The 25,132-nt window shown below is 28.8% G+C and carries 26 protein-coding genes and 1 pseudogene; 22 read left to right on the top strand and 5 right to left on the bottom strand.

The genetic code is table 11. The features are described 5' to 3' along the window. The first annotated feature begins 239 nt into the window (after nt 1–239). From T473_RS0102135 to T473_RS0102125, 3 genes are all read left to right on the top strand, one after another. The gene (locus tag T473_RS0102135) at nt 240–1,010 is read left to right on the top strand and encodes an AraC family transcriptional regulator (protein WP_024620420.1); all 771 of its coding nucleotides are present in this window, start codon (nt 240–242) and stop codon (nt 1,008–1,010) included. 40 nt (nt 1,011–1,050) lie between these two features. Next, nucleotides 1,051–1,749 carry a transglutaminase-like domain-containing protein gene (locus tag T473_RS0102130; protein WP_024620419.1) on the top strand — a complete coding sequence of 233 codons (699 nt, stop codon included), beginning with the start codon at nt 1,051–1,053 and terminating at the stop codon, nt 1,747–1,749. 135 nt (nt 1,750–1,884) lie between these two features. Then, nucleotides 1,885–2,130 carry a zinc ribbon domain-containing protein gene (locus tag T473_RS0102125; protein ID WP_024620418.1) on the top strand — a complete coding sequence of 82 codons (246 nt, stop codon included), beginning with the start codon at nt 1,885–1,887 and terminating at the stop codon, nt 2,128–2,130. A gap of 269 nt (nt 2,131–2,399) precedes the next feature. Here the strand turns inward: T473_RS0102125 and T473_RS15970 are convergent. Beyond that, nucleotides 2,400–4,625: pseudogene (locus T473_RS15970) on the bottom strand (type IA DNA topoisomerase). Nucleotides 4,626–4,908: 283 nt separating this feature from the next. Here T473_RS15970 and dut point away from each other — a divergent pair. Continuing rightward, complete coding sequence (gene dut, locus T473_RS0102115) at nt 4,909–5,340, top strand: dUTP diphosphatase (RefSeq protein ID WP_024620417.1); 432 nt, start codon at nt 4,909–4,911, stop codon at nt 5,338–5,340. Nucleotides 5,341–5,492: 152 nt separating this feature from the next. On the opposite strand, the gene T473_RS0102110 is transcribed toward dut, so the two are convergent. The 3 genes from T473_RS0102110 to T473_RS0102100 are packed head-to-tail and all read right to left on the bottom strand — an operon-like array spanning nt 5,493 to nt 6,558. Then, nucleotides 5,493–6,065, bottom strand: coding sequence for a manganese catalase family protein (locus T473_RS0102110; protein WP_024620416.1), 573 nt, complete (start codon nt 6,063–6,065; stop codon nt 5,493–5,495). A gap of 26 nt (nt 6,066–6,091) precedes the next feature. Next, nucleotides 6,092–6,358, bottom strand: a complete 267-nt coding sequence (locus T473_RS0102105) for a spore coat protein CotJB (RefSeq protein WP_024620415.1) — start codon at nt 6,356–6,358, stop codon at nt 6,092–6,094. Further along, nucleotides 6,355–6,558: a spore coat associated protein CotJA gene (locus T473_RS0102100; RefSeq protein ID WP_242825838.1), complete on the bottom strand. Its 204-nt coding sequence runs from the start codon at nt 6,556–6,558 to the stop codon at nt 6,355–6,357. The genes T473_RS0102105 and T473_RS0102100 overlap by 4 nt, the downstream gene beginning before the upstream one ends. Nucleotides 6,559–6,860: 302 nt before the next feature. Between T473_RS0102100 and T473_RS0102095 the strand changes: the two genes are divergently transcribed. From T473_RS0102095 to cspC, 17 genes are all read left to right on the top strand, one after another. Further along, nucleotides 6,861–7,721, top strand: a complete 861-nt coding sequence (locus tag T473_RS0102095; protein ID WP_024620413.1) for a tRNA 2-thiocytidine biosynthesis TtcA family protein — start codon at nt 6,861–6,863, stop codon at nt 7,719–7,721. A gap of 323 nt (nt 7,722–8,044) precedes the next feature. After that, nucleotides 8,045–8,731 (top strand): MORN repeat-containing protein, encoded by a 687-nt coding sequence (locus T473_RS0102090; protein WP_024620412.1) that lies wholly within the window; start codon nt 8,045–8,047, stop codon nt 8,729–8,731. A gap of 87 nt (nt 8,732–8,818) precedes the next feature. Then, entirely contained in the window at nt 8,819–9,325 is a 507-nt protein-coding gene (locus T473_RS0102085) for a 3'-5' exonuclease (RefSeq protein ID WP_024620411.1), read from the top strand. 145 nt (nt 9,326–9,470) lie between these two features. After that, entirely contained in the window at nt 9,471–10,430 is a 960-nt protein-coding gene (locus tag T473_RS0102080; protein WP_024620410.1) for a biosynthetic peptidoglycan transglycosylase, read from the top strand. A 573-nt stretch (nt 10,431–11,003) separates the two neighbouring features. Then, nucleotides 11,004–11,201, top strand: a complete 198-nt coding sequence (locus T473_RS0102070) for a hypothetical protein (RefSeq protein WP_024620409.1) — start codon at nt 11,004–11,006, stop codon at nt 11,199–11,201. A 239-nt stretch (nt 11,202–11,440) separates the two neighbouring features. Continuing rightward, nucleotides 11,441–11,848, top strand: a complete 408-nt coding sequence (locus tag T473_RS0102065; protein ID WP_029791444.1) for a DUF3785 family protein — start codon at nt 11,441–11,443, stop codon at nt 11,846–11,848. A gap of 123 nt (nt 11,849–11,971) precedes the next feature. Then, complete coding sequence (locus tag T473_RS0102060; protein WP_029791443.1) at nt 11,972–12,631, top strand: YczE/YyaS/YitT family protein; 660 nt, start codon at nt 11,972–11,974, stop codon at nt 12,629–12,631. Nucleotides 12,632–13,826: 1,195 nt separating this feature from the next. After that, nucleotides 13,827–13,970: a RusA family crossover junction endodeoxyribonuclease gene (locus T473_RS18405; RefSeq protein WP_161627524.1), complete on the top strand. Its 144-nt coding sequence runs from the start codon at nt 13,827–13,829 to the stop codon at nt 13,968–13,970. Nucleotides 13,971–14,082: 112 nt separating this feature from the next. After that, on the top strand, nt 14,083–15,504 hold the full coding sequence (locus T473_RS15960; RefSeq protein WP_024620406.1) for a metallophosphoesterase: 1,422 nt from the start codon (nt 14,083–14,085) through the stop codon (nt 15,502–15,504). A 423-nt stretch (nt 15,505–15,927) separates the two neighbouring features. Then, nucleotides 15,928–16,083: a hypothetical protein gene (locus tag T473_RS18765; protein ID WP_162531328.1), complete on the top strand. Its 156-nt coding sequence runs from the start codon at nt 15,928–15,930 to the stop codon at nt 16,081–16,083. Nucleotides 16,084–16,638: 555 nt separating this feature from the next. Further along, nucleotides 16,639–16,836 carry a DUF2089 family protein gene (locus T473_RS15955; protein ID WP_330369332.1) on the top strand — a complete coding sequence of 66 codons (198 nt, stop codon included), beginning with the start codon at nt 16,639–16,641 and terminating at the stop codon, nt 16,834–16,836. A gap of 98 nt (nt 16,837–16,934) precedes the next feature. Beyond that, nucleotides 16,935–17,240: a hypothetical protein gene (locus T473_RS0102035; RefSeq protein WP_024620405.1), complete on the top strand. Its 306-nt coding sequence runs from the start codon at nt 16,935–16,937 to the stop codon at nt 17,238–17,240. A gap of 24 nt (nt 17,241–17,264) precedes the next feature. Then, nucleotides 17,265–17,459, top strand: a complete 195-nt coding sequence (locus T473_RS0102030; protein ID WP_024620404.1) for a hypothetical protein — start codon at nt 17,265–17,267, stop codon at nt 17,457–17,459. Further along, nucleotides 17,456–17,581: a phage holin family protein gene (locus T473_RS19945; RefSeq protein ID WP_077173557.1), complete on the top strand. Its 126-nt coding sequence runs from the start codon at nt 17,456–17,458 to the stop codon at nt 17,579–17,581. Before T473_RS0102030 ends, T473_RS19945 begins: the two co-directional genes overlap by 4 nt. 838 nt (nt 17,582–18,419) lie before the next feature. Continuing rightward, nucleotides 18,420–18,983: a hypothetical protein gene (locus T473_RS0102025; protein ID WP_024620403.1), complete on the top strand. Its 564-nt coding sequence runs from the start codon at nt 18,420–18,422 to the stop codon at nt 18,981–18,983. A 579-nt stretch (nt 18,984–19,562) separates the two neighbouring features. Then, nucleotides 19,563–21,251, top strand: a complete 1,689-nt coding sequence (locus T473_RS0102020; protein ID WP_024620402.1) for a S8 family peptidase — start codon at nt 19,563–19,565, stop codon at nt 21,249–21,251. Nucleotides 21,252–21,260: 9 nt separating this feature from the next. Continuing rightward, on the top strand, nt 21,261–22,943 hold the full coding sequence (gene cspC, locus T473_RS0102015) for a bile acid germinant receptor pseudoprotease CspC (RefSeq protein ID WP_024620401.1): 1,683 nt from the start codon (nt 21,261–21,263) through the stop codon (nt 22,941–22,943). A 342-nt stretch (nt 22,944–23,285) separates the two neighbouring features. Here cspC and T473_RS0102010 read toward each other — a convergent pair whose 3' ends face one another. Further along, entirely contained in the window at nt 23,286–23,591 is a 306-nt protein-coding gene (locus T473_RS0102010) for a DUF1540 domain-containing protein (RefSeq protein WP_024620400.1), read from the bottom strand. A gap of 157 nt (nt 23,592–23,748) precedes the next feature. Between T473_RS0102010 and T473_RS0102005 the strand changes: the two genes are divergently transcribed. After that, complete coding sequence (locus tag T473_RS0102005; RefSeq protein ID WP_024620399.1) at nt 23,749–24,768, top strand: LacI family DNA-binding transcriptional regulator; 1,020 nt, start codon at nt 23,749–23,751, stop codon at nt 24,766–24,768. Nucleotides 24,769–25,132 lie beyond the last annotated feature (364 nt).

Raw genomic sequence — 25,132 nt, 5'->3', positions numbered from 1 at the left:
TGTTAAGGATAGATATATATAAATGATCCATATTTAAGAATATGTAAACAATAAATAGAGTAATTCTAAAATAGACGTTCATATATGAGCGTCTATTTTTTGTTAAAAAAAAAGAGATCTAGGTAATTTACCTTTATTAATTTAATGTAAATATCAGGGTTTCTATAGACATAAATAATATATAATTATAAAATGGGTCTAATCAAAAAAGGTCAATATAGCTGGAGGAATCTAACATTATGAATGTTATTATTATGAGTAGGGATTGCATATCTGCATTTTCTAGCCATATAGAAGCTGAATGTCATAAGCATATGATGCTGCAATTATTTATTAGTTCGAAAGGAAGTATAGAAGTTGAAGTTGAGGGAAAATGCATTGAAGGGGCGTGTATTGTTGTTGAAAGAAATACAAACCACAAAATTAAATCTAATGGAAATGAACTATTTACAATGTTAATTAAACCATTAACTGAAACAGATATTAGGCTAAGGAACAAGTTCTTTAGAGAAAAATCATATTGTATACTACAGAATAAAGATTTAGAATCATTACAAAATGATTTATTAAATATACATTTAGATACAGAAATCGGGTTCTATGAAAGGTTTATAGAAAATTTAAAGGAAATTATTTTGCTTGATACAACTTGTCCACCAGAATTAGATAGCAGAATAAAATATATTTTGAAATTATTGCAAGAGTGTAATTGTGATCCTATGGAGCATCAAGTAAAATATCTTGCTGATAAAGTATCATTATCAGTTGGAAGGATTTCACATTTATTTAAGGAAAAGACGGGGATAACTCTTAAAGGATATTTGATTTACCATCAATTAGAGCAAGCTTATTTGGATATTTTTAGTGGAAATAGTATAACTCATTCAGCAATGAACACCGGTTTTTCAACTCCTTCACATTTATCTTATACAAATAAACTGAGGACAGGGATGTCATCAAGGGATATATTAAAAGATAGCATATTTTTGAAAGTCGCTGATTTATTTTGATGCTATCATGTAACTACAAAGGTTACATGGAGGTTTAATTATGAAAAAATATTTGCTAGAAACAATTATGTTGAACTATAAAGATAAAACTATACAAGAATTAATAAGAAACAAATGTTGGGATAAACTATCTGACTTTGAAAAAATAAAGCAAATTTATATGTTTATTAGAGATGATATTAAATTCGGATACAATGTCGACGACAATATTCCAGCTTCAAAAGTATTAATTGATTATTATGGCCAATGTAATACTAAAGGAACATTATTTATGGCACTTTTAAGAGCTGTTGATATACCTTGTAGATTACATGGGTTTACTATAGATAAAAAGTTGCAAAAAGGTGTAATGACTGGTTTTATTTATAGAAGTGCACCAAGCAATATTTTGCACAGCTGGGTTGAAGTTTTCTATAATGATAAATGGTATAATCTAGAGGGATTTATACTTGATAAAACTTACCTTGTAAAATTACAAGAAAAATATAGCGAATGTAATACAAGTTTCTGTGGGTTTGGTGTAGCAATAGATAATTTTAAAAATCCAGTAATTGACTGGAATGAAAATGATACATATATCCAAAAAAATGGATTAAATAAAGATTTTGGTGTTTACAATTCTCCTGACGATTTTTATAGTGAACATTCGCAGAACTTAAATAAAGTAAAACTATTTCTGTATCGTAACTGTGTTAGACATTTAATGAATAAAAAGGTTAATAGTATAAGAAATAAATAGTAAAATATATATGAAGTAATAGAAAAACTTTTGAACATAATGGTCCTTATGAAACTTATAGATTAGCTAAGCATACAATACTATAATAGCAGTGTTTTATATGATAATAGATAGTATCAGCTGGGGGTGCATAATATGATAAAATGTTCAAGATGTGGGAAAGAGGTTTCATCGCGTCCTGGTTCAATATGTCCAAAATGTGGATTTAAAGTATCAGAGGAGGCATTAAAAATAAGGTGTCATGAACCAAGTTGTAGGGCTCTGGTATCAAAGAAGTACGATTACTGTCCTAACTGTGGGTGTAAGCTTAAAGGATACAAAATAGGTGAGTTATTTGATATGGTTAGGTACAAGATTGATGAGACCTTAGATAAGAAATAATAAAAAGTAATTGTTAGTGTAGATAATAAAATTATATATATGCGTATAAACAAGATATTAATAAATAATTGGTATCTTGTTTATTATTTTTTGTATCAATTATTAATTTTTGATAGTAGTTGCATAACATATTATATGAAACTATAAATCATTAAAATCATGTATTTGGATATAGTTTTCCATAAAAAACGAGATGGCTATAGTAGTTATTGTTAAAATACGTATCTACATGTATAAAACAACTGCTAAAGCCACCCTCACTATGTTCTCTATTTGTTCTCAAAGGATTCAATTTTCCATGAAAACATATTATTATTTGGATTTTTTTCATATCTTAAAAACGGCATCAAATTTATTGCCATTTTTATTTGTAAGTGATTTAACGCTCGCCTCACCCTTTTTTAGCAAACTTTTAACCATAGTTTTATTAGGTTTTTTCTTATAAAAAGCTAGATACTTATCGTTTTTCCAAACACCAAATTTACATTCTTTATAATTTTCGCAAAAGAATCCCTTTTCAAACTCGTAAACATCATGGTCGCAAACAGGGCATTTACCTAGAGATTCTTTTGATTTACCGGATTCACTACTTTTAGAGTCGGAGACTTCACTAGTTTTTGAAGATGATTTTGAACTTTTAGAGGAAGCAGCAAATTTAGCGGATTTTTTTGTGAATTTTTTTGTCTTTGGATTAAAGATATAGCTTTCAGTATTAATATTTTTAGAAGAATCGCTTTTAATGAGTTCAACATTTTGGTATATAAAATTCATTATGTTGGTCAAGTATTCTTTTTTTGTATAGTTTCCCTTCTGAATATCGCTTAAACTCTTTTCAAGTTTACCTGTATAGTCAACATCAAGTAGATCTTTAACAGGGAATATCTCAACTAGATTTTTACCGAGTTGAGTTATAGAATATGCTTTACCTTTTTTACTTACATATCCAACTTGACCTATCTTTTTTAGAACGTCAGCTCTCGTAGCTGAAGTACCTATAGAATATCCAGAAAGAACTGCACTATCATCATCTGAAACATTTTTACCACAGTTTTTCATTGCTTTAAGCAGGGTATCCTCAGTATACGGCTTAGGTGGAGTAGTTTGTTTTTCTTGTGGTATAATACTCAAAACATCGACAACATCATCTTTGTTTACTATAGGAAGCAAATTGTCTTTTTCTTCTTTATTGTAAACTTCTAAGTAGCCTTTACTTTTTAGAACCTTACCTTTAGTTACGAAGATGTTAGAATCTACATCAGTTTTATCTCCGTGTTTTCATACTCAGCTGGAGGCATAAAGTTAGCTATAAATCTATCTTTAATAGCCTGGTACACTATTGCCTCATCTGGAGTTAAGTTAGTTGGAACAATATATGTAGGTATAATAGCACTGTGAGAATCAACTTTTGATGAGTCAAATACCCTTTTAGTTTTGCTAAATTTAACTTTATTTTCATAACTAAGTCCAGTCTTTAATCTGCTAAGAGTCTGTTCAACTTTTGATACTAAACTTTCCTCTAAATACATTGAATCAGTTCTAGGATAAGTTATATAACCACCTTTACCTTTACCTTCATAAAGACTCTGACAGACATTTAGAACTTTGTCAGAAGTGAAGCTTGCATACTTAGATGTTATATAACCTTGAAGTGATGTCAAACTGAAAAGTTTAGGAGCATACTCTTTACTCATAGTAACTTTTTTATCTGCTATAATACCTTTATCAGATTTTATTGTATCTATAATTTTGTTTGCATCATCTAAAGTATCAAATTTAGTTTCTTTTTTTATTGTGAGCTTTCCCTTGTATTCACCATTTTGGCTTTTAAAGTGTCCTTCTATTTCATAGTAAATCTTAGGGACGAAGTTTTGTATCTCCATATCTCTATCGTAAACCAATTTTACAGTAGGAAGAATAACCCTACCTATGTTTAAAAGCTTACCATTTCCATATTTAAGAGTTGCAGCAGATGTAAAGTTAATTCCGATAAGCCAATCAGTAATAAGTCTCGTATATCCAGCTGCTTGAAGATTTATCATCTCACTGTTGTCTTTAAGATTATCAAGACCTCGTGTTATATCTTCGGGTGTCCATTCATTTACTAGAATTCTTTTAATAGGTTTTTTATTTTTTGCAAGTAAAAATACCAGAAAAGAAATTAGCTCTCCTTCTCTGTCGTTATCGGTAGCGTTGATTACATACTCAATATCATCGCGGTTCAAGAGTTCCTTAACTGTATTAAACTGTTTTTTCTTACTGCTATCCACTTTAAATTTAAATTTATTAGGAAAGAAAGGGAAGTTATTCATCTTCCATGATCCTGAGTACTTATCTTTATCGTAATCTTTCATATCGTATAGTGAGACAAGATGACCTACCGCATAAGTAACAATATAGTTATTTCCCTGAAAATATCCGTCACTTCTAGTCTTAGCTCCTAGAAAGGAAGCTATAGTTTTTGCAACAGACGGTTTTTCGGCTAAAATAAGTTTCATAACAACCTCCTTTGTAATATATATAGATAATTCTATATTACAAAAAACAAATGACTGATTCACAGCCATTACATTATACTATATATTATACCAAAATGAGATGAAAATCGAAAGCTATCTGCTAAAGTAATTGAAAATACTGTGTATATTAGTAAAATTATGCTGATTAAACATTAAAAAAGAATTTCTCTGTATACATATATGTAAAAATGAATTAATTTGTTATAATTTAAGTTATACAACTTACAATTAAAAGTAACTAATATAAGAAAAGAGGTAGACTATGTACACATTAAAAGTAAAAAAACTAAATCCAGAAGCGAAACTTCCAAACTTTGCACACAAAGGAGATGCAGGTATGGATGTATATTCTATAGAAGAAGCTATTATAAAAAGTGGAGAGACTAAACTTATAAAAACTGGAATATCAATTGAGTTACCAGAGATGACAGAAGGTCAGATGAGACCTAGAAGTGGATTAGCACTTAAAAATTCAATAACACTGTTAAATAGCCCAGGAACAATTGATGGAGGTTATAGAGGTGAAATTGGAGTTATTATGATAAACCATGGTAAAGACGATTTTAAGGTAGAAAAACATATGAAGATAGCTCAAATGGTAGTTAAACCTATATACGATATAAATGTTGTTGAAGTCGAATATCTAAGCGACACTGTTAGAGGAAAAGGTGGATTTGGATCTACGGGACTTTAATAGCAAAAAATGGCGGTCTGATATTAAATCAGTGCCGCCATTTTTTATTAGTAAAGGAAACTACATTAAATTAAATAGTAACTCTTATAACAAGGCCCTTTTATAGAATGATAAATTTAGAATTAAATTGATCTAAATAAAATTAAATAGATTTAAAATGTTTTTTGACTTTCTTCATAATCATAAACATCCATTAAAGCTTCACCGAATCTTTGATAATGAATTATCTCTCTTTGACCCAAAAATCCAAGTGTTTCTTTTACATCCACATCGTCAGTTAAATTTATAAGTTGGTAGTAAGTTGAAAGAGCTTTTTGTTCTGCTGCCATATCTTCGTGAAGGTCGGTTATCGGGTTGCCCATAACAGCAATAGTTGAAGCACTAAAAGGAACTCCATTAGCGTCACTAGGGAAGATACCGTATCCATTTTGTGCGTAATTTGAGCCTAATCCAGCGGCTTTAAGTTCTTCTGGTGTTGCATCAGAAGTAAGTTGGTATACCATAGTTGCAATCATTTCAACATGAGCTAATTCTTCTGTACCAATATCTGTCAACAATGCTTTTGATTTCCCAGTAGGCATTGTATATCTTTGACTCAAATATCTTAAAGCCGCACCTAGTTCACCATTTGGTCCACCAAATTGAGTAATCAAGAATTTTGCCATTTTAAGATCTTTATTCTTCAGATTAACAGGGTGCTGTAAAGTTTTCTGATATATCCACATTTATAATAATCCTCCATATACATAATTTAGTCGTTAAATTCTTTTTCCCAAGGCCAAGGATCATCGTTCCACTGCCATGGAGATCTACTTGGTGCATATCCAAAGTTAGTTAAAGGTCCGTATTGATTTTCATAAGCGTATCTAGCTTGAGCAAATTGATTACATAGAGTATTGTAAGTATTTATAGCGTTCTTGTCATCAGGATGGTTGTCAAGATAAAGATTCATATCTACACATGCAAAACAAGTCTCCTGAATTTTTCTCATAAGTTCGCTTCTTGAGGACTGTCTCATTTTCTCTTACCTCCTGTTCTTTTTTTAGGTCTTATATACTGTTCTTTATTGTACATTTGTGACTCAAATAGGTCTAATTCTGGAAAAATAGTACCTCTTGATAGAGCAGTTGAAAGGTCAAATATCTTTGAATAAACTTGGTTGTTTATATATGGTCTGGCTAAAGAATCGCCACAATTTTTTTCCATATCTCTATTCATATTTTTCAATGTCAAAACCTCCTTTTTGTGATTGATAGAAGAGACTATCTAGTATATATATTATTCTTGTAACTAAAAAGAGTTACTTTAAAAGTGAATAATATAAGATTATGTGTAATTATAGTTTGATAAGGGATGTTTATATAATTTATATTAGATATAAGATATAATGATACAAGGCTCATTTTCATTATTCTTGTAGCAAAAAGAGCTACTTTAAAAGCTAATAAGATAAAATTGGGGATAAAAGAAACTTATATTTTATGTTATTATAGACTAAGTACATTATACGAGGTGATTATATGAGTGAATTGTCAGGAAAAGGGTGCGAAATTATAGTGCCTTTTGAAGAAAGACTTTCTTTAGAAGAGATAGAGAAATATATTATAAAAAAAAATAGAAAAAACTTATGGTCTAAGTTTATAAAAGCTATAAAAGACTACAAACTTGTTGAAGAAGGCGATAAAATAGCTGTTGCTGTTTCAGGAGGAAAAGATAGTCTACTAATGTCAAAGATGTTCCAAGAATTAAAGAGACATGGACAAGTTGATTTTGAGCTTGAATTTATAGCTATGGATCCAGGTTATCATGAGAATATTAGACAGCTTTTAATAGATAACTGTGAGTATTTAAATATACCGATACATTTGTATGAATCTAATATATTTGAGGTTGCAGATAAGATAGCTAAGGATTATCCATGCTATATGTGTGCAAAAATGAGAAGAGGATCACTTTATGCTAAAGCGACAGAGTTAGGATGTAATAAACTAGCATTAGGACACCACTATGACGATGTTATTGAGACAACAATGATGAATCTACTTTGCTCTGGTAACTTTAAGACTATGCTTCCTATGCTTAATTCAACAAACTTTGAAGGTATGAAAATAATTAGACCCCTTTACTATATAAGAGAGGAACATATAATTAATTTTATACAAAAATCTGGAATATGGCCTTTAAACTGTGCCTGTATGGTTGCAGCAAAAAAGACAGGAAACAAGAGATATGAAATTAAAGATTTAATTAAAAGACTTGAACCTAATTTTACTAATGTTGAGAAGTCTATATTTAGAGCGGCACAAAATGTAAATGTAGATTCTATATTAGGATGGCAACAAGATGGGGTTAAACACTCATTCTTAGAGAGATTTGAATAGAAAATAAAATAGTTTTTAAATTATTGAGCGATTGATAGTCTGTTAGAGTATGTATTTTTATATGTAAAATATGTATATCGTAATCGATTATCAATTGCTCATTTTTATACGAATTTTATATTAAAGGAACAATTGGAGTTGAATATTTAGATTTTTTATTCTTTCGTTTTAATGTGCAAAATTAATATAGCAAATTCATTAGGGTACATTTGATAAAAATAAACTGCAATGAGCTATAATACTGTATATTTGTTCATCTTAAAAAATATAATTTAATATATAGATTTTAAGTTTATTAAATTATAAGATGAGGAAGTGATCCTATGCTTTTTTCGAATTATTTTATGACTATAATTTATGTTTTTATATCCCTTTCATCGTTGTTTATTTTATTTGAAATAATTAAAACAACTATAATGAACAAAAGAAAGAATAAAAAAACTAAATCAGTTAATTCATTTGAAGCAAAAAATAGAATTATTGAAATTAATCATAAAGTTATTGAGATTAACCATGAGAAAGATAGTAGAGCAATAACTAAATTAGATAGTAGCAAGACGAATAATTCAACAAAAGAAATTCCAAATAATAAAAATAACGTTTTAAAATATGATAATGGCAACATGTACAAGGGCGAGGTTGTAAATGGTAAAAGAAGCGGATTTGGGATTTGTATATTCTCCAAAAATGAGAAGTACGAAGGGCTTTGGAAGGATGACCTGATGCACGGAATCGGAAAGTATTTGTACAACGATGGAATCATATATACTGGAGAGTTTAAGCACGGAAAGAAAAATGGATTAGGCAAATTAATATATCCAAATGGGGAGATATTTAAGGGATATTTTTTAGATAATAAAAGAAATGGTAAAGGAATTGTATATACACAAGAGGGTAAAAAAGAAGTAGGAATATGGAAAAACGGAGAAAAAATTCGAAATATAGAGGTCGATGAATTTGACAAAAAACGAAATAATTATAAAATAAATAATAACAACAATAATATTTAGACTAAATTTGATAAAGTTCAACTAAAACTCTGTATTTTGATTTATAATTATATTACAGAAAATTAATTTAGATTAAGGAGATAGGATATGGGAGAGTATGTAGTTGTTGATTTAGAGACTACAGGTCTTGATCCGCGTCAAGGTTGTGAAATAATTGAAATTGGTGTTACAGAAATTTCTGATGGAATAATAGTAAGGAATTACTCTAGGTTTGTAAAACCCAATGGTATAATTCCTTCATTTATATCTAATTTAACTAATATTACAAATGAGATGGTTGAGAATGAACAGGGATTAGAAGAAGTACTTCCAAGATTTAGGAAGTACTTAGGAAACAGAACTGTAATAGCCCACAACGCGAAATTTGACCTGAACTTTTTAAATCACTATTTAAAAAAGATGAATTTAGAACCAATTAAAAACCACATCTGTACTTTAGAGATGTTGAAAAAGACAAAATCATATAAAGGAAAGAACAAAAAGCTCGAAACAGCATGTCAGTACTACAAAATTGAAAATAAAAATGCGCATAGAGCTGATAGTGATACACTGGCAACAGCTAAGCTTTTTTTAATAATTAAAGATGCAGTATAATATTTTAATTGAGAAGTATAAAATTAAGAAAATCAAAGTTTACTTATATATCTCTTGACTTACATGAGAAATCTTACAAATTTGTTCTTTGATTTATTTTGTAGAACATTGTATAATTTGTTTTATATAGAGAAGGGAGAGAGATATGAGCTCTTACAATAATGAAGATAACAAGATCAGGCGTAAAAAAGTTGGAAGTTCTAAACCAGCTTCGAGTAAAACTAAAAGCTCTAGATCTGCTTCTGCAAACTATGATAATGTTTATGATATAAAAGATGCCGCAAAAAACAGAAATAAGCAGCCCATAAAAAGAAATAAAAAAACTTCAGATAATCAAAAAAGTAGTAGTGCTAGTCTGGAAAATCTTAGGAATGCCAAACGTACAAAAAAAATACAGAGAAAAAATAAAATTATTAAATCTATATTAGCCGTTGTATTGACGTTTGCATTGATAGGATCTCTATTTGGAGTTGGATATACGCTTTATGCAATTCAAGGAGCTCCTAAAGTTACAAAAGAGCTTATTGAGTCCAATTATATCAGCAGTTCAGCTGTTAGTTCAAAGGAAATACCAGATAATCTAAAAAAAGCTATAGTTTCAATAGAAGATGAGAGGTTTTATAAACACAATGGTATCGATAAAATATCTTTGGTAAGATCTTTAGTCAATAATATAAGAACTGATACAACTCAAGGGGCTAGTACTATAGATATGCAAGTATCAAAGAATTTACTTACTAACAACGAAAAAACTATGAAAAGAAAAGTCAGGGATATGTACAACGCTATTCAGTTAAATAAAGTAATGACTAAAGATGAAATACTTGTAACATATCTTAACAATATGTACCTTGGAAAATCCTCTTATGGTGTTGGTAAAGGAGCGAATATTTACTTTGCAAAAAATGTCGAGGATTTATCTTTAGCAGAATGTGCGATGCTTGCAGGGATAACCAATAATCCTGCGAGGTATGAGATTTATGGAGAAGCAAAAAAGAGACAAGAGAGAGTTTTATTTAAAATGAATGAATTGGGATACATAAATGATTCTGAATACAAAAAAGCATTAAGAGAAGATGTTCATTTTAAATCAGAAATAGACTAGTAAATATAAAAAATAAGCAAATGAATTTTTCAAACTTTAAGTTAAGAAAAATTCGTTATTTGTAATTAATTTGCCACTAGGTAACCATACTTAGGGGCAAATTTTTTATTATAGACTTATAAGGAGTTGATAGTATGGATAAAATGAATTTAAAGTACATTATAAGGCAAATAAAAGACTCAGAGATAGAGATACTAGAAGAGATGTTATAAGAGGCGATTCATCAACATTAGGGATCTGAAATATTACAAAGGAAGAAATAAAAATCCAGAGCTAAGTATATACATAGATGATTTTGCTACAAAAGATGATTGGGATAGGAACAGAGCTTATGTCAAGAAAGATTGAAGAATTTAAAATTAAAGGTTATAAAAATATGAAAATGGCTATTTAATGTTACTAAATTTACAAAAAAATTAGAACTAAAAATATTTTAGATATAAAAAATAAAAGGATTTTAACCTAATAAGTATAATAAAGAAAGTATGAAATAATATTATCGTAATAAGTATATCGCACAAACTTTACTAATTTATTTGTATCTTTTTATATTTAAAGGGGGAGTTTCAGAAAATGGAAAACAGTGTACTTGTATTAATTGTATCTTTAGAAGTCTTCGTTTTAGGATTTTATGCGGGAAAGTTGAAAGATTATATTGATAGAGAAAGATTTAATAAAAATTATGATAATATGACATATAAAATAAAAATTTTAGAAAGAGACAATCAACATCTAAAAAATAAGCTCTTATTAAAGGACAGGACATTTTAATGACTTTTTTAATTAAAATAAGTAAATATAAATTTTAAAAATTACAATAAACAAATATGAATTTTTACCTCGAGCTCTGCAAATAGAGCTCTTTTTATTTTTAAATGATTTTGTAATAATATTAAGTTATTGAGCTTATCACCCATTCTAAAGAATTAAAGTTTAAAAAAGAATTATAAACTGTTAAAATAGAAGTTATATACTAAAAAGGAGAAAAATATAAATATGAGTCTTATAAAATTAATTACGAAGAAAAGGAATACATCTTGTCACAGGAAAATTGCATAGACCTATTAAACGATGATGATAGGCCAGTTAGTAAATTCGATCTAAAAGAAGCAATAGAGCTATTAAATAAAACAGAGAAAGATGCAGAGTTTGATATAGAGTACTATCAAGAAGCATGTCCAGACTGTTTATATGGAGTTAAAGAAAAGCAGAAGTTCTTTGCGTTTTTAGAGTACCATTTTTATATTTTCACAAAGAATGGAGAATATGTAATCAGCGATATATCTAATGAGTATTCTGGTAAATCATTTAATAAGCTATCTAGAGGAAATGAAGTAGATGATAGTTATATAGTTAGTGTAATTGTATGTAAAAATTGTGGTAAGTTTGTGGTTCAAGTTGAGAATTGCATTGTTTAGGCATCACTTGCAGTAAAATAAAAAAATATTTCATTTTTATATATTTTATTTCATAAATATTTGGTATGATTATTATGGGAGTGATAAACAGTGAAAAATTTTAGCTTAGGTATTATAATTAGAATGTTTTTAGGGTTTTTTGTAGTTGCTGTTGCCTCTGTACTAATGATAAATGCAAATATAGGTCTTATGGCCTGGGATGTACTACACCAAGGTATGTCCAATCAAATTGGTATGACTATAGGTCAGGCATCAATTACTGTTGGTGTAACTATTGTCATTATCGATGTAATATTGGGCGAAAATATAGGTTGGGGAACGGTTCTCAACATGATATTTATTGGGGTATTTATGGATTTAGTTATATATCTTGATTTCATACCAAAGTCACATAATTTATATATGGGGCTATTTATGAACTTTATCGGAGTAATGCTAACTTCTGTAGGATCATTTCTGTACTTAGGAGCACATTTAGGAAGTGGGCCTAGAGACGGGCTTATGATAGCGTTACACAAAAAAACTAAAAAGTCGGTTCGTTTAGTTAGAACTGTTCTTGAAGTAGGAGCTCTTATTGTAGGATGGGCCTTAGGCGGAACAGTTGGAATCGGTACTTTTATATGTGCGATTGCACTTGGATATGTTATGCAGTTTGTATTTAAATTATTTAAACTTGATACATCTACTATAGAACACAGATCCATTACTGCAGATATAAAGTATCTGAAAGATAAATTTGGCGATAAGAAAAAAGAAAATGAAGAAAAAGATTTAACAGCTTAGAAATTAAGTTAACTACGAGTAGGTAAGTGAAATTCAACCTACTCGTATTTTTATATATAAAAGGAGTTTCTTACGCTTACTTTCATTTTAATATCCTCCTTTTAGAATGTACGTCTGCTTGCTTGAGTTTATATATAATAGAGTATATTTTCTTGTTCAATTTTGTCTAAATCTAATATAACAGCGCATGATGTATAGTGATGCGCTACTTCTACCTTAAGTTCAATTCTATTGTCTTTATCATCTTCTTTATATTTATTTATTTGAGTTAGATCATTAGCTTTACTAATTACTTTATTTTTACCAAGTTCATTTAACTTTTGACTTTTTAATAATTTCTTTTCATTTATATCATATATATAAAAGCATCATCCCTTTCAAGTGGATCAAATGTCTTAATATATATATCTAATGTGCCGCAAATTTTAATAGCCCTATCTATAGCCATTCCTCCTATTCCTCTATCTAAAGATCCTGTTAAGTGGTAGATGGGATATCTGCCACTTTCGAGAAATTTCTTATTATACCATATCTTTTTATAAATATATTTTTTAATTTTTCTGTTTTATTCATTTATTACAACCCCCTTATCTTTCTTTATTTAGTCGCAAAACAATAAACATAACCCACAGTGGTTATAGTTGTTTTTTTGTTGTAGGAAATGTGAATATAATAAGACTTATATATTTTATGGAGATGTTTGTTTTATTGATAAAGGCAATTATATAATTACTAGAGAAGATGAAGACAGGCTTGTATTGTGCAAATATTTATTTGAGAAATGTTGTGAGTAGGTGGAGGTGGAGGTATAAATTATTGAATCAATTAGAGTATAATATTAATAAAATGTATATTGTAAGCTACTTTTGACTTTGAATAAATTTCACTCAAAGTTTATAGCTATACAAACAAAAATAAGATTGAATAAGTTTAATCAATCTGTCTTAGGGAGGATTGTAAAATGCATAGACAAACTCCTTGCGAACACAAATTCACAAGAACTCGCAATATACAGATAGCGCATAGAAAAAATGAGCAGATTATTAAATACTATGATTTGTATATATGCAATTTTTGCTGTTATTCGTATGAAATAATCACAAATGAAAAAACGATAATAATTAAATAGTTTATATAGAAGGTGCTTTTACTTTCACTAAGCACCTTCTAAATTAAAACAATAAAGGAGATATAATTGATAGTTAATTTTACTATACCAGGAGAGTGTGTCAGCAAGGACAGACCAAGGTTTCATAATGGACATGCTCGAACGACAGATATAACAAGATATTTTAAACAGTCAATTAAGTATAGCTATATTAGATGGATTGAATGGTAAAGTATTCAAGATGATAGATATTCGACATAAAAATACAAAATAATAATATGTTTTCAGATATACTATAAAATGTGTCAAATTATATAAAGTACTAATCAGGAGGTTTTAAGTAATGAAAAAAATATTAATGACATGTTTAGTAGTATTATCTATTTTCCTAATAACAGGTTGTAGTACTGACAAGGAAGAAATAAACATATTGGCCACTACTGATTTACATGGGGAGATACCTTACAAGCTATCTTCATATGTAAAGAATGAGTTTAAAAAAGATAAAAGTGTAACATTGGTTGATGCTGGTGACTTTTTTGATTTTGATGCCGGAGATATGTGGAAATATTTTGATAAAAGGCAAGAAAAGCCTGATACATATATAGAAGTACCTATTGCAAAAGATATGAAAAAAGTTGGGTATGATGCAGTAGTACTTGGAAATCATGAGTTTGTGTCTAATAATAAGTTTTATTTAGATAATATGATTTCTGACTTTGAAAAACAAGGTATAAAAGTGTTATCAGCAAATACATATAAAAAAAATGGTGAGAGTTATACTGATCCTTATATAATTAAAGATATTGCAACATCAAGTGGAATAGTAAAATTAGGTATTTTAGGCCTTACTATAAAAGAAGTTGGTGAAAAACAATCTAGAGTAGATGATGGAACACGAGATGGGAAATTAGTAAAAAATAAGTCTAGAGAATTAAAAGATCAGCCAGAATATGAGGGCAAATTATATATGAATGATCTGGTAAAAGATGCTAACAAATGGGTTGGTAAAATGAAAGAGGATAAGGCAGATATTATAGTAGCAGTTGTTCATTCAGGTGAAAAACCTAAGAAACCAAGAAATCCAGGTAATAGAATACAAGATTTAGCACTTCAGGTAGAAGGAATAGATGCTATAGTTGCAGGCCATACGCATAAGCAAATTACTCAACATAATTATAAAAATAAATCTGGCGAAAATGTAATAGTTACACAGCCAGGTAAGAATGGAGAATGTATATCTAAAATAAACCTTCAACTAGAAAAGAAAAATAATAAATGGAATGTAGTTAAAAAAACTAGTGATTTAACAAAATTTGATTTAAGTGACTTACAAAAAGTAGATGAAACCTTTGGATTATTATCGATGGCGTTATATGAAATTGATGATAAAGTCCAAGAAGCCAGTTTGTCAGAAATAACGCCATTTAAATGGGATAAGGCATTTATATTCGCACCAGAAACACCAAGAGAAGTCATATATAAAAAAGTTGGTTACGAATGGAGAAATATAACTGAAACTGAAGGCACAGAGATGTCACAAATAGTATTTATAAAAGATAATAAACCTGTGTTTTATTTATACGGTAATATAAATGATATTGGGATAGATATAAATCTAAATAAGTCTGAGTACAAAGATAATGTAGCTACAATTATTTCTGGAGACAATGATAAATTTAGTATTGAGAGAGAAGAGGTTATAAAAGTATATAATGGTTATAATTATGAACTAACTGTTACACATTTAAAACACGTAGAATAATAACATTTTAGATTTATATTTATATAATCAATTTCATGTTAATGCCTGTTTTTACTAGCTATGAGATAATAGTATTGTGGAAAAATATTCCATGAGATTTGTCTAGCCAGTAATATGGGGAGTTAAGAGATTAATTTATATAGCAACTGTTATTTAAAGTTATTGTAGGTAAATTTACTTACATAAGAAGGGATTTCTATATTTAACGAGAATATATATTAAATGGGGTGAGGGTGGTGCCTAACTCATTATGCAAGTAATGGAAATGTAGGTTCGGATCCTACAACATGCTGGCTGTTTTCCTCCTTTGATTATATATAGCGGAAGAAAGACTTAGATTTATTCTAGGTCTTTTCTTATTAGGAATTTATTGGTATTATAATAGATGATACAAAGATAATATATCTAAAGGAGACGGAGAAATTGACTTATATAAAAATGATACAACAATATTTTACTAGAAAAAATATTGATATTGCGTTTGTATTTGTAATGTTAGGAATTACTATGAGTTCATTTATTACTAATGCTTGGATAGTTTCTCTATTGGCTTGTTTATTCATAAAGAATGAAGAATAACAAATTCAAATTAAAGTATAACATTTACATATTTGATTACTAAGAACTCTTATATAGGAGTTTTTTTATGCAATAAATTAAGTAAAAGAGGTAAGTATAAAAAGCCTGAAGTATAGACAATCAAGGTTATATATAGTTTTGGTAGTTTTAAGACAGTTCATAAAATAAAATCAAGATATAAAGTTGAAACATATGCAAAATCGACTAATTAAATCAGGAACAACAATATAAGGCAATAACAACACGAGGAATATACTAAGTAGTCTTTTTATTCTTAGTGAAAATAAAAAGTTTTATAAAAAAAATACATTATTTTAACTTTATTTAAACTGAAATAAATAAAATGTTTAATAAAATTAATATTGACTTTAATAATATTAAAGTGTACTATAAATATATTAATAGAATCAATAAGATTTTAGGAAGTTTTTTATATGGTTATAGTTCCAAAATTATTGGTTTTTATAATACTTTCTTATAACTTTACTTATAGTAAAATTACTAGATATAGTAACTCTATAGATTTTATAAATGAATTAAAAAGGGGGTATTTATGTGAGAAATTTCCCAGAATGGTTAGAAAATCTTGATGATGAAGATATAAATTTTATAAAAATATTCGTAACTTCATCAGGATCATTAAAAGAGGTTGCAAAAATTTATGATGTTAGCTATCCAACTGTTCGACTAAGATTAGATAAATTAATACAAAAAATTAATTTAAGTCAAGATATCGAGCAGAGCCATATGTAGCAATAATTAAAAATCTTGCATTAGAAGATAAAATCGATTATGGAACTGCAAAATTTTTAATAAAAGAGTATAAAAAAACTAAACAGGAGGTTTAAATTATGACTATTATTTTAGGTATCATTTTAATATTTGGAGTTGCTTATTTTCAAAGTATACTATCATCTAAATCAAATAAATATTTAGGACTGATATTTCCTTTAATTACTTTTATAGGATCTATTGTACTTGCATTTATGACTATCTCAATTATCAATTTTAGCTTTATAGATATATTTAGCCTTAGCCTTACATTTATAATGATTAATATACCATCAATAGTTCTATTAGTGATATATTATTTAGGTCGTAAAGATATAGTGAGAAATAAAGAATTAGACAAAATGAATTTACTAGATTTAAATTAACTTATTAATGTTAGGAGATATACTATGAAAAAATATTATTTATCAATACTGCTTTTTATAATTTCTTTATTTATTGGAATTCTTGCAGTAAAATTTGGAGTTGTAATAAAGGATGACGGAACAGTTTTAGAAACAGGTTTAAAGTATATGCCAATTGTAATTATAGGGTTATTAATGTCAGTATTTTTATTTATAAAAACTTTTATTAGAAATAAATAAACATTAGGTTAATAGATAATGGCACATGGGTATTTAGAAAACTTGTGTGCTATTTTTATGTAGCAAATGAAGGTCTTAGTATATTAGAAAATTGTAGCCAAATAGGTTGGCAAGGATTTTAAAAAGTCATACGAGTTATTGGTTAAATACTTAAAAGATAGAAAATTAATTTAAAGGAATTCTAAAAAACATGCCATCTTATTTAAGTTTATTAAGATGGCATGATACCTTACTGTTATTTTCCTAAAACATTTATAGGAATGAATTAAAAATTTACTTTGTTATTATTGATAGAAAATATAAGTTTTGAAAATTAAATAGTATCTCAATTCACAAACAGGATACTTAAATGCAAAACTAAAAACTTTAGTGGATTATATTCTTGTCCACTGATATATAATATGATATTTATGTTGAATAAGTGTTTATAGTAATGAAAATTGTTTTCATCGTAACTAAGTTTGTAGGCAATTACTTTAAAGAGACATATAAAGAAGTTTTAGAGTGGTTGGAAAAAATAAAATTAATATAAGAATGTAAAAAGAAGGGGAGAAGTTCAACCCTAAATTTATATATTATTTATTTTTCAATCCACAGAACCTTTTCCCTGTGCATAATACAAGTACTATTGTTCAATAGAGTTTACGCTCTTTAAACCTTTGCACTCACTGTTGAAATGATAACTTTTACCAGAAAAGCTGCAATGAATCTTCAAAATTATAAAAAAGTAGTCCATGGAGAACGGTTTTTTATGCTTAAAATAACCTTCATTGACCTACTAAAACCAGGAAGTTAATAGTATGGATATATTCGATGAAAAAGGAATCTAATCAATGTAGTTTACATAGAATGTAATTAAGTTTATAAAAAATAACTATATAGAAATATATAAATAATTACTGTTTCGTAATTAAGAAGTAATAAGTAAACAATGGTGTATATATATGAGGGTAGGTGATTATGAATATGAAAAAATTTGGTAAATTAGGTATAAGTCTTTTAGTATCCGCTATTGTCTTCTCTGGAGGAACAGTTTTGGCATTTCAATCTTCAATAGATTGGAATTCGATTATAACTAATACTGAAAACAGAGTAAATGATCTAGCTGGTCGTTTAAAGCGAAGTAAAACTGATAATATTATGCTAGAAAATAAAGCGAGTGAATTACAAAAAAATAAAGAACAACTGATATCAGAAAAGTCAACACTAGTATCTCAAAAACAACAATTAGAAAATGAATTAAGCTCACTGAAACAGGCGAATCAGTCATCAAATCAAGAGATTAAAAGTTTAAAACAGCAATTGTCAGATAAACAAAATGAGATACAACAGAAAATTAATGAGATAAATGAGAAGGTAAAAGAGATTAATGAAAAGGCTATTGAAGTAAGTAGAGCAAATGCCGAGAGGGACCAGTATAAATCAGAATCAGAAAAAGCTAAATCTGAATTAAATAGTATTAAGACTAGATTACAGCAAATGGAAGAGAATACTAATAATGTTTATGAAGATGCTATTAAATAGTGTTTTTCACTTAATTTAATATAAAGGTGCATCAGATTAATACATATTAAATTCATCTAGTAAAATATAGATTATTGCTTATATTACTGTTTCAATAGAAAAATAAAATATAATGATATGCTTGATGTTTTTAATTATGTTTTAGTTAGATGAAGTGAAAAAGAGCCATGTAAATTAATACATAGGCTCTTTTTTTCATTTATAAATAATTATATTTATTAAGAGAATACAAGTTGTTGTTATCACAATTTCATATTCAATATAATTTGCAAACGATCTAGGTCCATTAAGGCAACCTGATTTAAAAGGTAATAGATAAGCTTAGATATAGAATCGGATACTATTCTGTGCTAAGAGGAATATCACTTGTTTATACTGAATTATCACATATAAATCTAAAGATGATCATAAACCCCTCCGCATTTAGGTTATTAATTGTAAACATTTTCCTGATTTCTTGTTACTGCTATGTTTTCTTCATTTAGTGAATATACTATATAAACATAAAATATAATGATAATAGATTTAGTATAAAAGACTAAATATTAAATAACTACAATAAAATAAGGAGTGGTTATTATGATTAAAGATAGTAACGATTATAGATTAGACGGAAATAATAATGTTATTTATGATATAAATGTAATATTTACACCTAATTTTTTTAATGAGTTTGAAGCAGCGGGCTATCCGTACGATTTCTTGAGATTAACTAATAATTTAGGAGTTCTGCGCTTAAGTGAAGAAACGTATTCTCAAGGGTTAGAAGATATATTAGCATTGCGATCAGTAGTTAATATTGAAAGAACTATTAGAATGGCTCCACTATCTCAAGTTAGTCAAGGGATTACAGATGGTATAGTAGCAACTGAAGAAATAGGGGTTAACTACTTTAAAAACAACCCTAATATATCAATAACTGGTAGAGGCGTAATAATAGCAGTTGCAGATAGCGGTATTGATTATTTACATCCCGACTTTATATATCCTGATGGAACATCTAAAATACTATATTTATGGGATCAAACTAAAGAAGGTAATCCACCAGAAGGATTTTATTTTGGAACAGAGTATACAAGGGAAGATATTAATATAGCTATTCAGAACAATGACTCAAGTCTATCTCAAGATGAAATAGGAAGAGGAACGATGATAAGCGGTATATGTGCTGGTATGGGAAATATAAATCCTGAATATGCAGGAGTTGCATATGAAGCCGATTTGATTATTGTCAAACTTGGTACGTTAGAAGGATACTATAATAATGCAATGTTGTATGCTTCAACAGAATATGCATATGGTAAAGCCCGACAACTAAGTAGACCTATAGTTATAAATATATCTTATGGAAGTAATAATCTTTTAGGGCTTACAAACGTAAATACAACGAGATATTACGAAAGAGGATATTGTGAGGTTGCTGGAGCTGGAGATGAGGGAGATACACAAACACATACTACTGGAAGACTACAATTTAATGGAGAGATAGTTAATGTGGAGTTAGAGATTAATGAAGATGAAGAAGAACTAACAATAGACCTGTGGGTACAAAGGCCAGATTTAGTAGATATGGAATTAGTTTCTCCATCAGGTGAAAGTACTAGGAGGATAAGCGCGTACTCTAATTATCTTGAAGTAAGTGGATTACTTGATTTAGAAGGTACTTCTTATAATATAACCTCGAGATATCCTACAACCGTGTCAGGTCAACAATTTATACAAATATATTTACGAAATGTAGTACGTGGTATTTGGACAATAAGACTCACTGGAATTAATATAATTAATGGAAGATATAATATATACTTGCCAAATAGAATATTTATAAATAGTGGAACAAGATTTAGGAATCCCGACCCATCTTATACTATAAATTTCCCTGCAATTAGAGAAGAGATTGTAACCTCGGGTTCCTATAATTCATTAAACAGGAGCTTGTGGAATAGTTCATCAAGAGGTCCTACTATTCAAAATTGGGCAAAACCAGATATCATTGCTCCAGGTGTAAATATTATTGCACCATTTCCTGGAAATACTTATGCCACTATAACAGGAACAGGAGCATCGGCAGCACATGTTTCAGGGGCGGCAGCATTATATTTTCAGTATACACTTGTAGATGGCAACTACTACAATCAAGCTTATCTATCTAATTTTAAGACATTTATAAAATTGGGTGCTGAACGTGCTGTAAATATAGTTTATCCAAATTATAGTTATGGGTACGGAGTTTTAAACGTGAGAAGAATGTTTGATTTTTTTAGATAGGAGGTAAATATGGAAAAATCATTTTATATAGTGTTCCAAGAAGGTGAAGGTTTACACTTAGCATCCGCTCTTAGAGATAGAGGTTTAAATAACTTTATTATATTGAATGAAAGGCTTGCTGTCCTATATACGCCATTAGATTTCAACTCAAATATATTAAGAAGTATATATGAGATCTCTTGGTACAATGAATCTGATCCAATGAGCTCCTTGATAGATTTAACTAACTTTGTCGAATTAGGAGATGGAGCAAGAAGTGTTTCTGGAGCGAATTATATTTATAATAATATTTATAATAATATTACAGGAAGAGGAGTCCTTATTGCGATAATAGATTCAGGAGTCAATTATTTACATCCTGATTTAATTAGAGAAGATGGATCAAGTAAAATAATAAAGTTATGGGATCAAGAAGGCAGCATAAATCCTCCACCGGAAGGATATTTGTTTGGAAGCGAATATTCAAGAGAAGAATTAAATGCTGCTATAGCAAGAAATGACGGTAGTTTAAGTAGAGATGATGTAGGAACGGGTACAATTGCTGCTGGAATTACTGTGGGTAGCGGAAGGGTAAACTCTAACTACAAAGGAGTATCAGAAGGATCTGATTTAATTGTTGTAAAATTAAGATCATATCCAGGACGATATTATGTAGAAAAGCGAAATTATACAACAACTGATTTTTTAGCTGCATTTTCATATGTTATAAGCGTTGCACTTAGGGAAGAAAAGTCTCTTATAATAAATTTAACTGTTGGACAGAGATCTTCACTGGGATTTATAACAGCCTTAAATACATTTACTGAATTAGAATATCCAGGAGTTGTTGTAGTAAGTGGTGCAGGAAATCAAAGAAATACTTATATACATTATGCTGGTAGATTTAGAAATCAGATGGATGTAAATGATATTATTATTGAATTCGGGGATGGTCAAAATTTAGATATTTTCCTCGAGGGGAGTGACTTAGATAGAATAAATGCAACAATAATTTCGCCGTCAGGAGAAGTCAGTTATACAGCATATTATGCTCCTGATTACTATGAATACATAGGAATATTTAATTTAGAAAATACAACATACAGGGTTAGATACTTTTATCCTTGGTTACCTACAGGATCTGAATTTCTTGAGATAAACCTTAGAAATATGAAACCTGGAGCGTGGACCCTTAGAGTTAGACCGGATGTATTCCTAAATGGAGAATACCATGTTTATTTACCAAACAACAATCTTTTAGGCGCTAATGATGGATTTATAGATACCAGTTCTTTTTCAACTATAACCTTTCTTGGAACTGGCGAGAATATAATTACTGTTGGTTCTTATGACAATAGATATGATAGCATATGGGTTGGTTCATCAAAGGGCCCAACAAAAGGAGTTTCTGTGAAACCTGATTTTGTAGCTCCTGGTGTTAATATTGTATCAACTTACGGTAATGATAGCTATAGATCAGGTACAGGAACTGGTATTAGCAGTTCTGTTACATCAGGCATGTTAGCACTGATAATGGAGTTTTTAAGTATACAAAGTAGATATCCAAAATTATTATTATATTCTCAAGTTTTAAAAACATATTTAATGATAGGCGCAACAAGAAATGAACTATATGAATATCCTAACGATTCTCAAGGATATGGTTTAATCGATTTTAGAAGAACTATGCAATTCATCTCTGATAGTTTATAAAGCACTACTCTTCAACAATTGCACTTATGTAAAATAACTGAGATCTATAAGAAAGACGTATTTAATACTAAAAAAAGAGTTGTTAGGAGTATAAAATTAAAAGGAGATCGATTTAAAAGGATCTCTTTTTAGTTGCCACTTAAAATTTTAAAATATTACCTTGATATTGTTTTTATCTCCAGCACAAAATTAAGACAAGCGCAGTAGATGGAAAACAAATGAAATTGGAAAAAATTATAAACGCCGACTACAGTTACAGCCTTTGGTCCAAGCTGTGTTAGTCGGCATTTATAATTTTTTCATTTTTAATGTCTATTGCGCCTGTCTTAATTTTTAGACTACTTATTTAGCAGCAAATGTCTCACAACTAGCATTGTTAGCATTTATATGGACATTTTCAGCCTTACAAAGTTCTTGGTCATTATACTTACATTTAGTTGCTTCACAGTGAATATCATTTGGACATACTTGTTTAGCATTGTCAACACTGTTAGTCATTCCAGAATGACCTTTATCTTCAAATGATGCACAGTAAGTTTCGCCAGTAGAATTTGCTTGTCTACCATCAACTTTGATATTTCCAGCATAACATAATTGGCTAGAGTTATAAACACAACTTGTAGCTGAACAATTTAAATTTTCATTCATAAAATTACCTCCTAAAATATTAGTCGCAATTATTATGTGTAAAAAAGTACTGTTTATTCATTAAATTGTGGAAACGTTTCAAAATAGTATTGACTTTGATTTAAATATTAACTATTATTTTAAGGTAAGTAAGAAATAAATATAAAGGATGAGATAAATGGTAACTATAAAAGATATTGCTAAAAACCTTGGAATTAGTTACTCAACTGTGTCAAGGTGCTTAAACTCTTGTCCTAATGTATCGGAAGAAACCAAGCGAAGAGTAGAGGAAGAAGCAGATAGATTAGGATTTCATTTTAATGTAAATGCTAGAAATTTAGTTAAGAAGAGCACTAATACAATTGGTGTAGTTTTTTCTAATAACTTCAATGATAGAGATATGAGAAGATTTTTTAGTGATGCAATGGAGAGCTCAATAAGATCGATTGAATCAACTAAATACGACTTTATTATTCAACCAAATAATAATATTTCTGGGGAGAGTAATATATACAAGCTTGTAAATGGGCAGATGGTCGATGCCTTATTGATAGTATCAAAGGATTTAACAGAAAAGGAATATGAATTTCTTAATAAAAACGACTTTCCACATGCGTATATGTTCTTTAAACCTAAGTATTATTTAGAAGAAAAAAATAACTATTTTTGGGATGACAATGAATACGGTGGATATATATCAACACAGCACTTAATAAAAAAATCACATACTAAAATACTTACTATAACATCGACTGATAAAACTAGCGACATGTATATTGGCAGAACATCAGGATATTTAAAAGCTATGGAAGATGCTAATTTAGAGCCACATATAATGGAAAACAGTATGGATTTTGAATCTCAGGTTGAATTTGTAAGTCGAAATATTGAGGAAATAAAAAAGTATTCCGCGATTTTCATACAACAAGATATACCAGCAATTTCAATAAATCAAGAACTTAAACTGAGCCATAATATAAGAGTTCCAGATGATATATCGATAATTACATATAATAATATTGAGTTGATAGATTACTTTAAATCTGAGCTTACTACAATTGATGATAAAAGAGAAGCAGTAGTGAAAAATGCTGCAGATTATTTGGTAGAAGCTATAAATAAAAATCCTGGAGATAAAATTGCTAGAGTCCAGTATCCTTCAATTATTGAAAGAAGTAGTGTAAAGGCGATAGATTAATAAAAGGCAGTAAAATAAGATGTATCGTAATAATAAAATAAGTTGTAGCGTGACAATATAGCAAAATGTAGCATTTCAATAAAACAAAACGTAGTGTAGATAATAAAACAAGATGTAACGTGAAAATAAAACGAAATGTAACGTAGGCAATAAAATAAGCCGGAAGTTGATTAGTATATCAACAATGCCAAATTATTTTGGATATCGTATTATACTAATTGACTTCCGACTTTTTGTCATTCTTTTTTTAAGATAATATGATTATATTATCTCGACCCCAATAATTTTTAGAAATTTAACTATCCAGTTATTTCTAGACTATTTTTCTTTAAGTTTTTTCCGTATTTAACTGTAAAGTAGGCAT

The sequence above is a fragment of the Clostridioides mangenotii TR genome, from assembly GCF_000498755.1.
Classification (GTDB): domain Bacteria; phylum Bacillota; class Clostridia; order Peptostreptococcales; family Peptostreptococcaceae; genus Metaclostridioides; species Metaclostridioides mangenotii_A.
The sequence above is the reverse complement of the archived record's forward strand: the minus strand, read 5'-3'. Positions and strand labels throughout refer to the sequence as shown.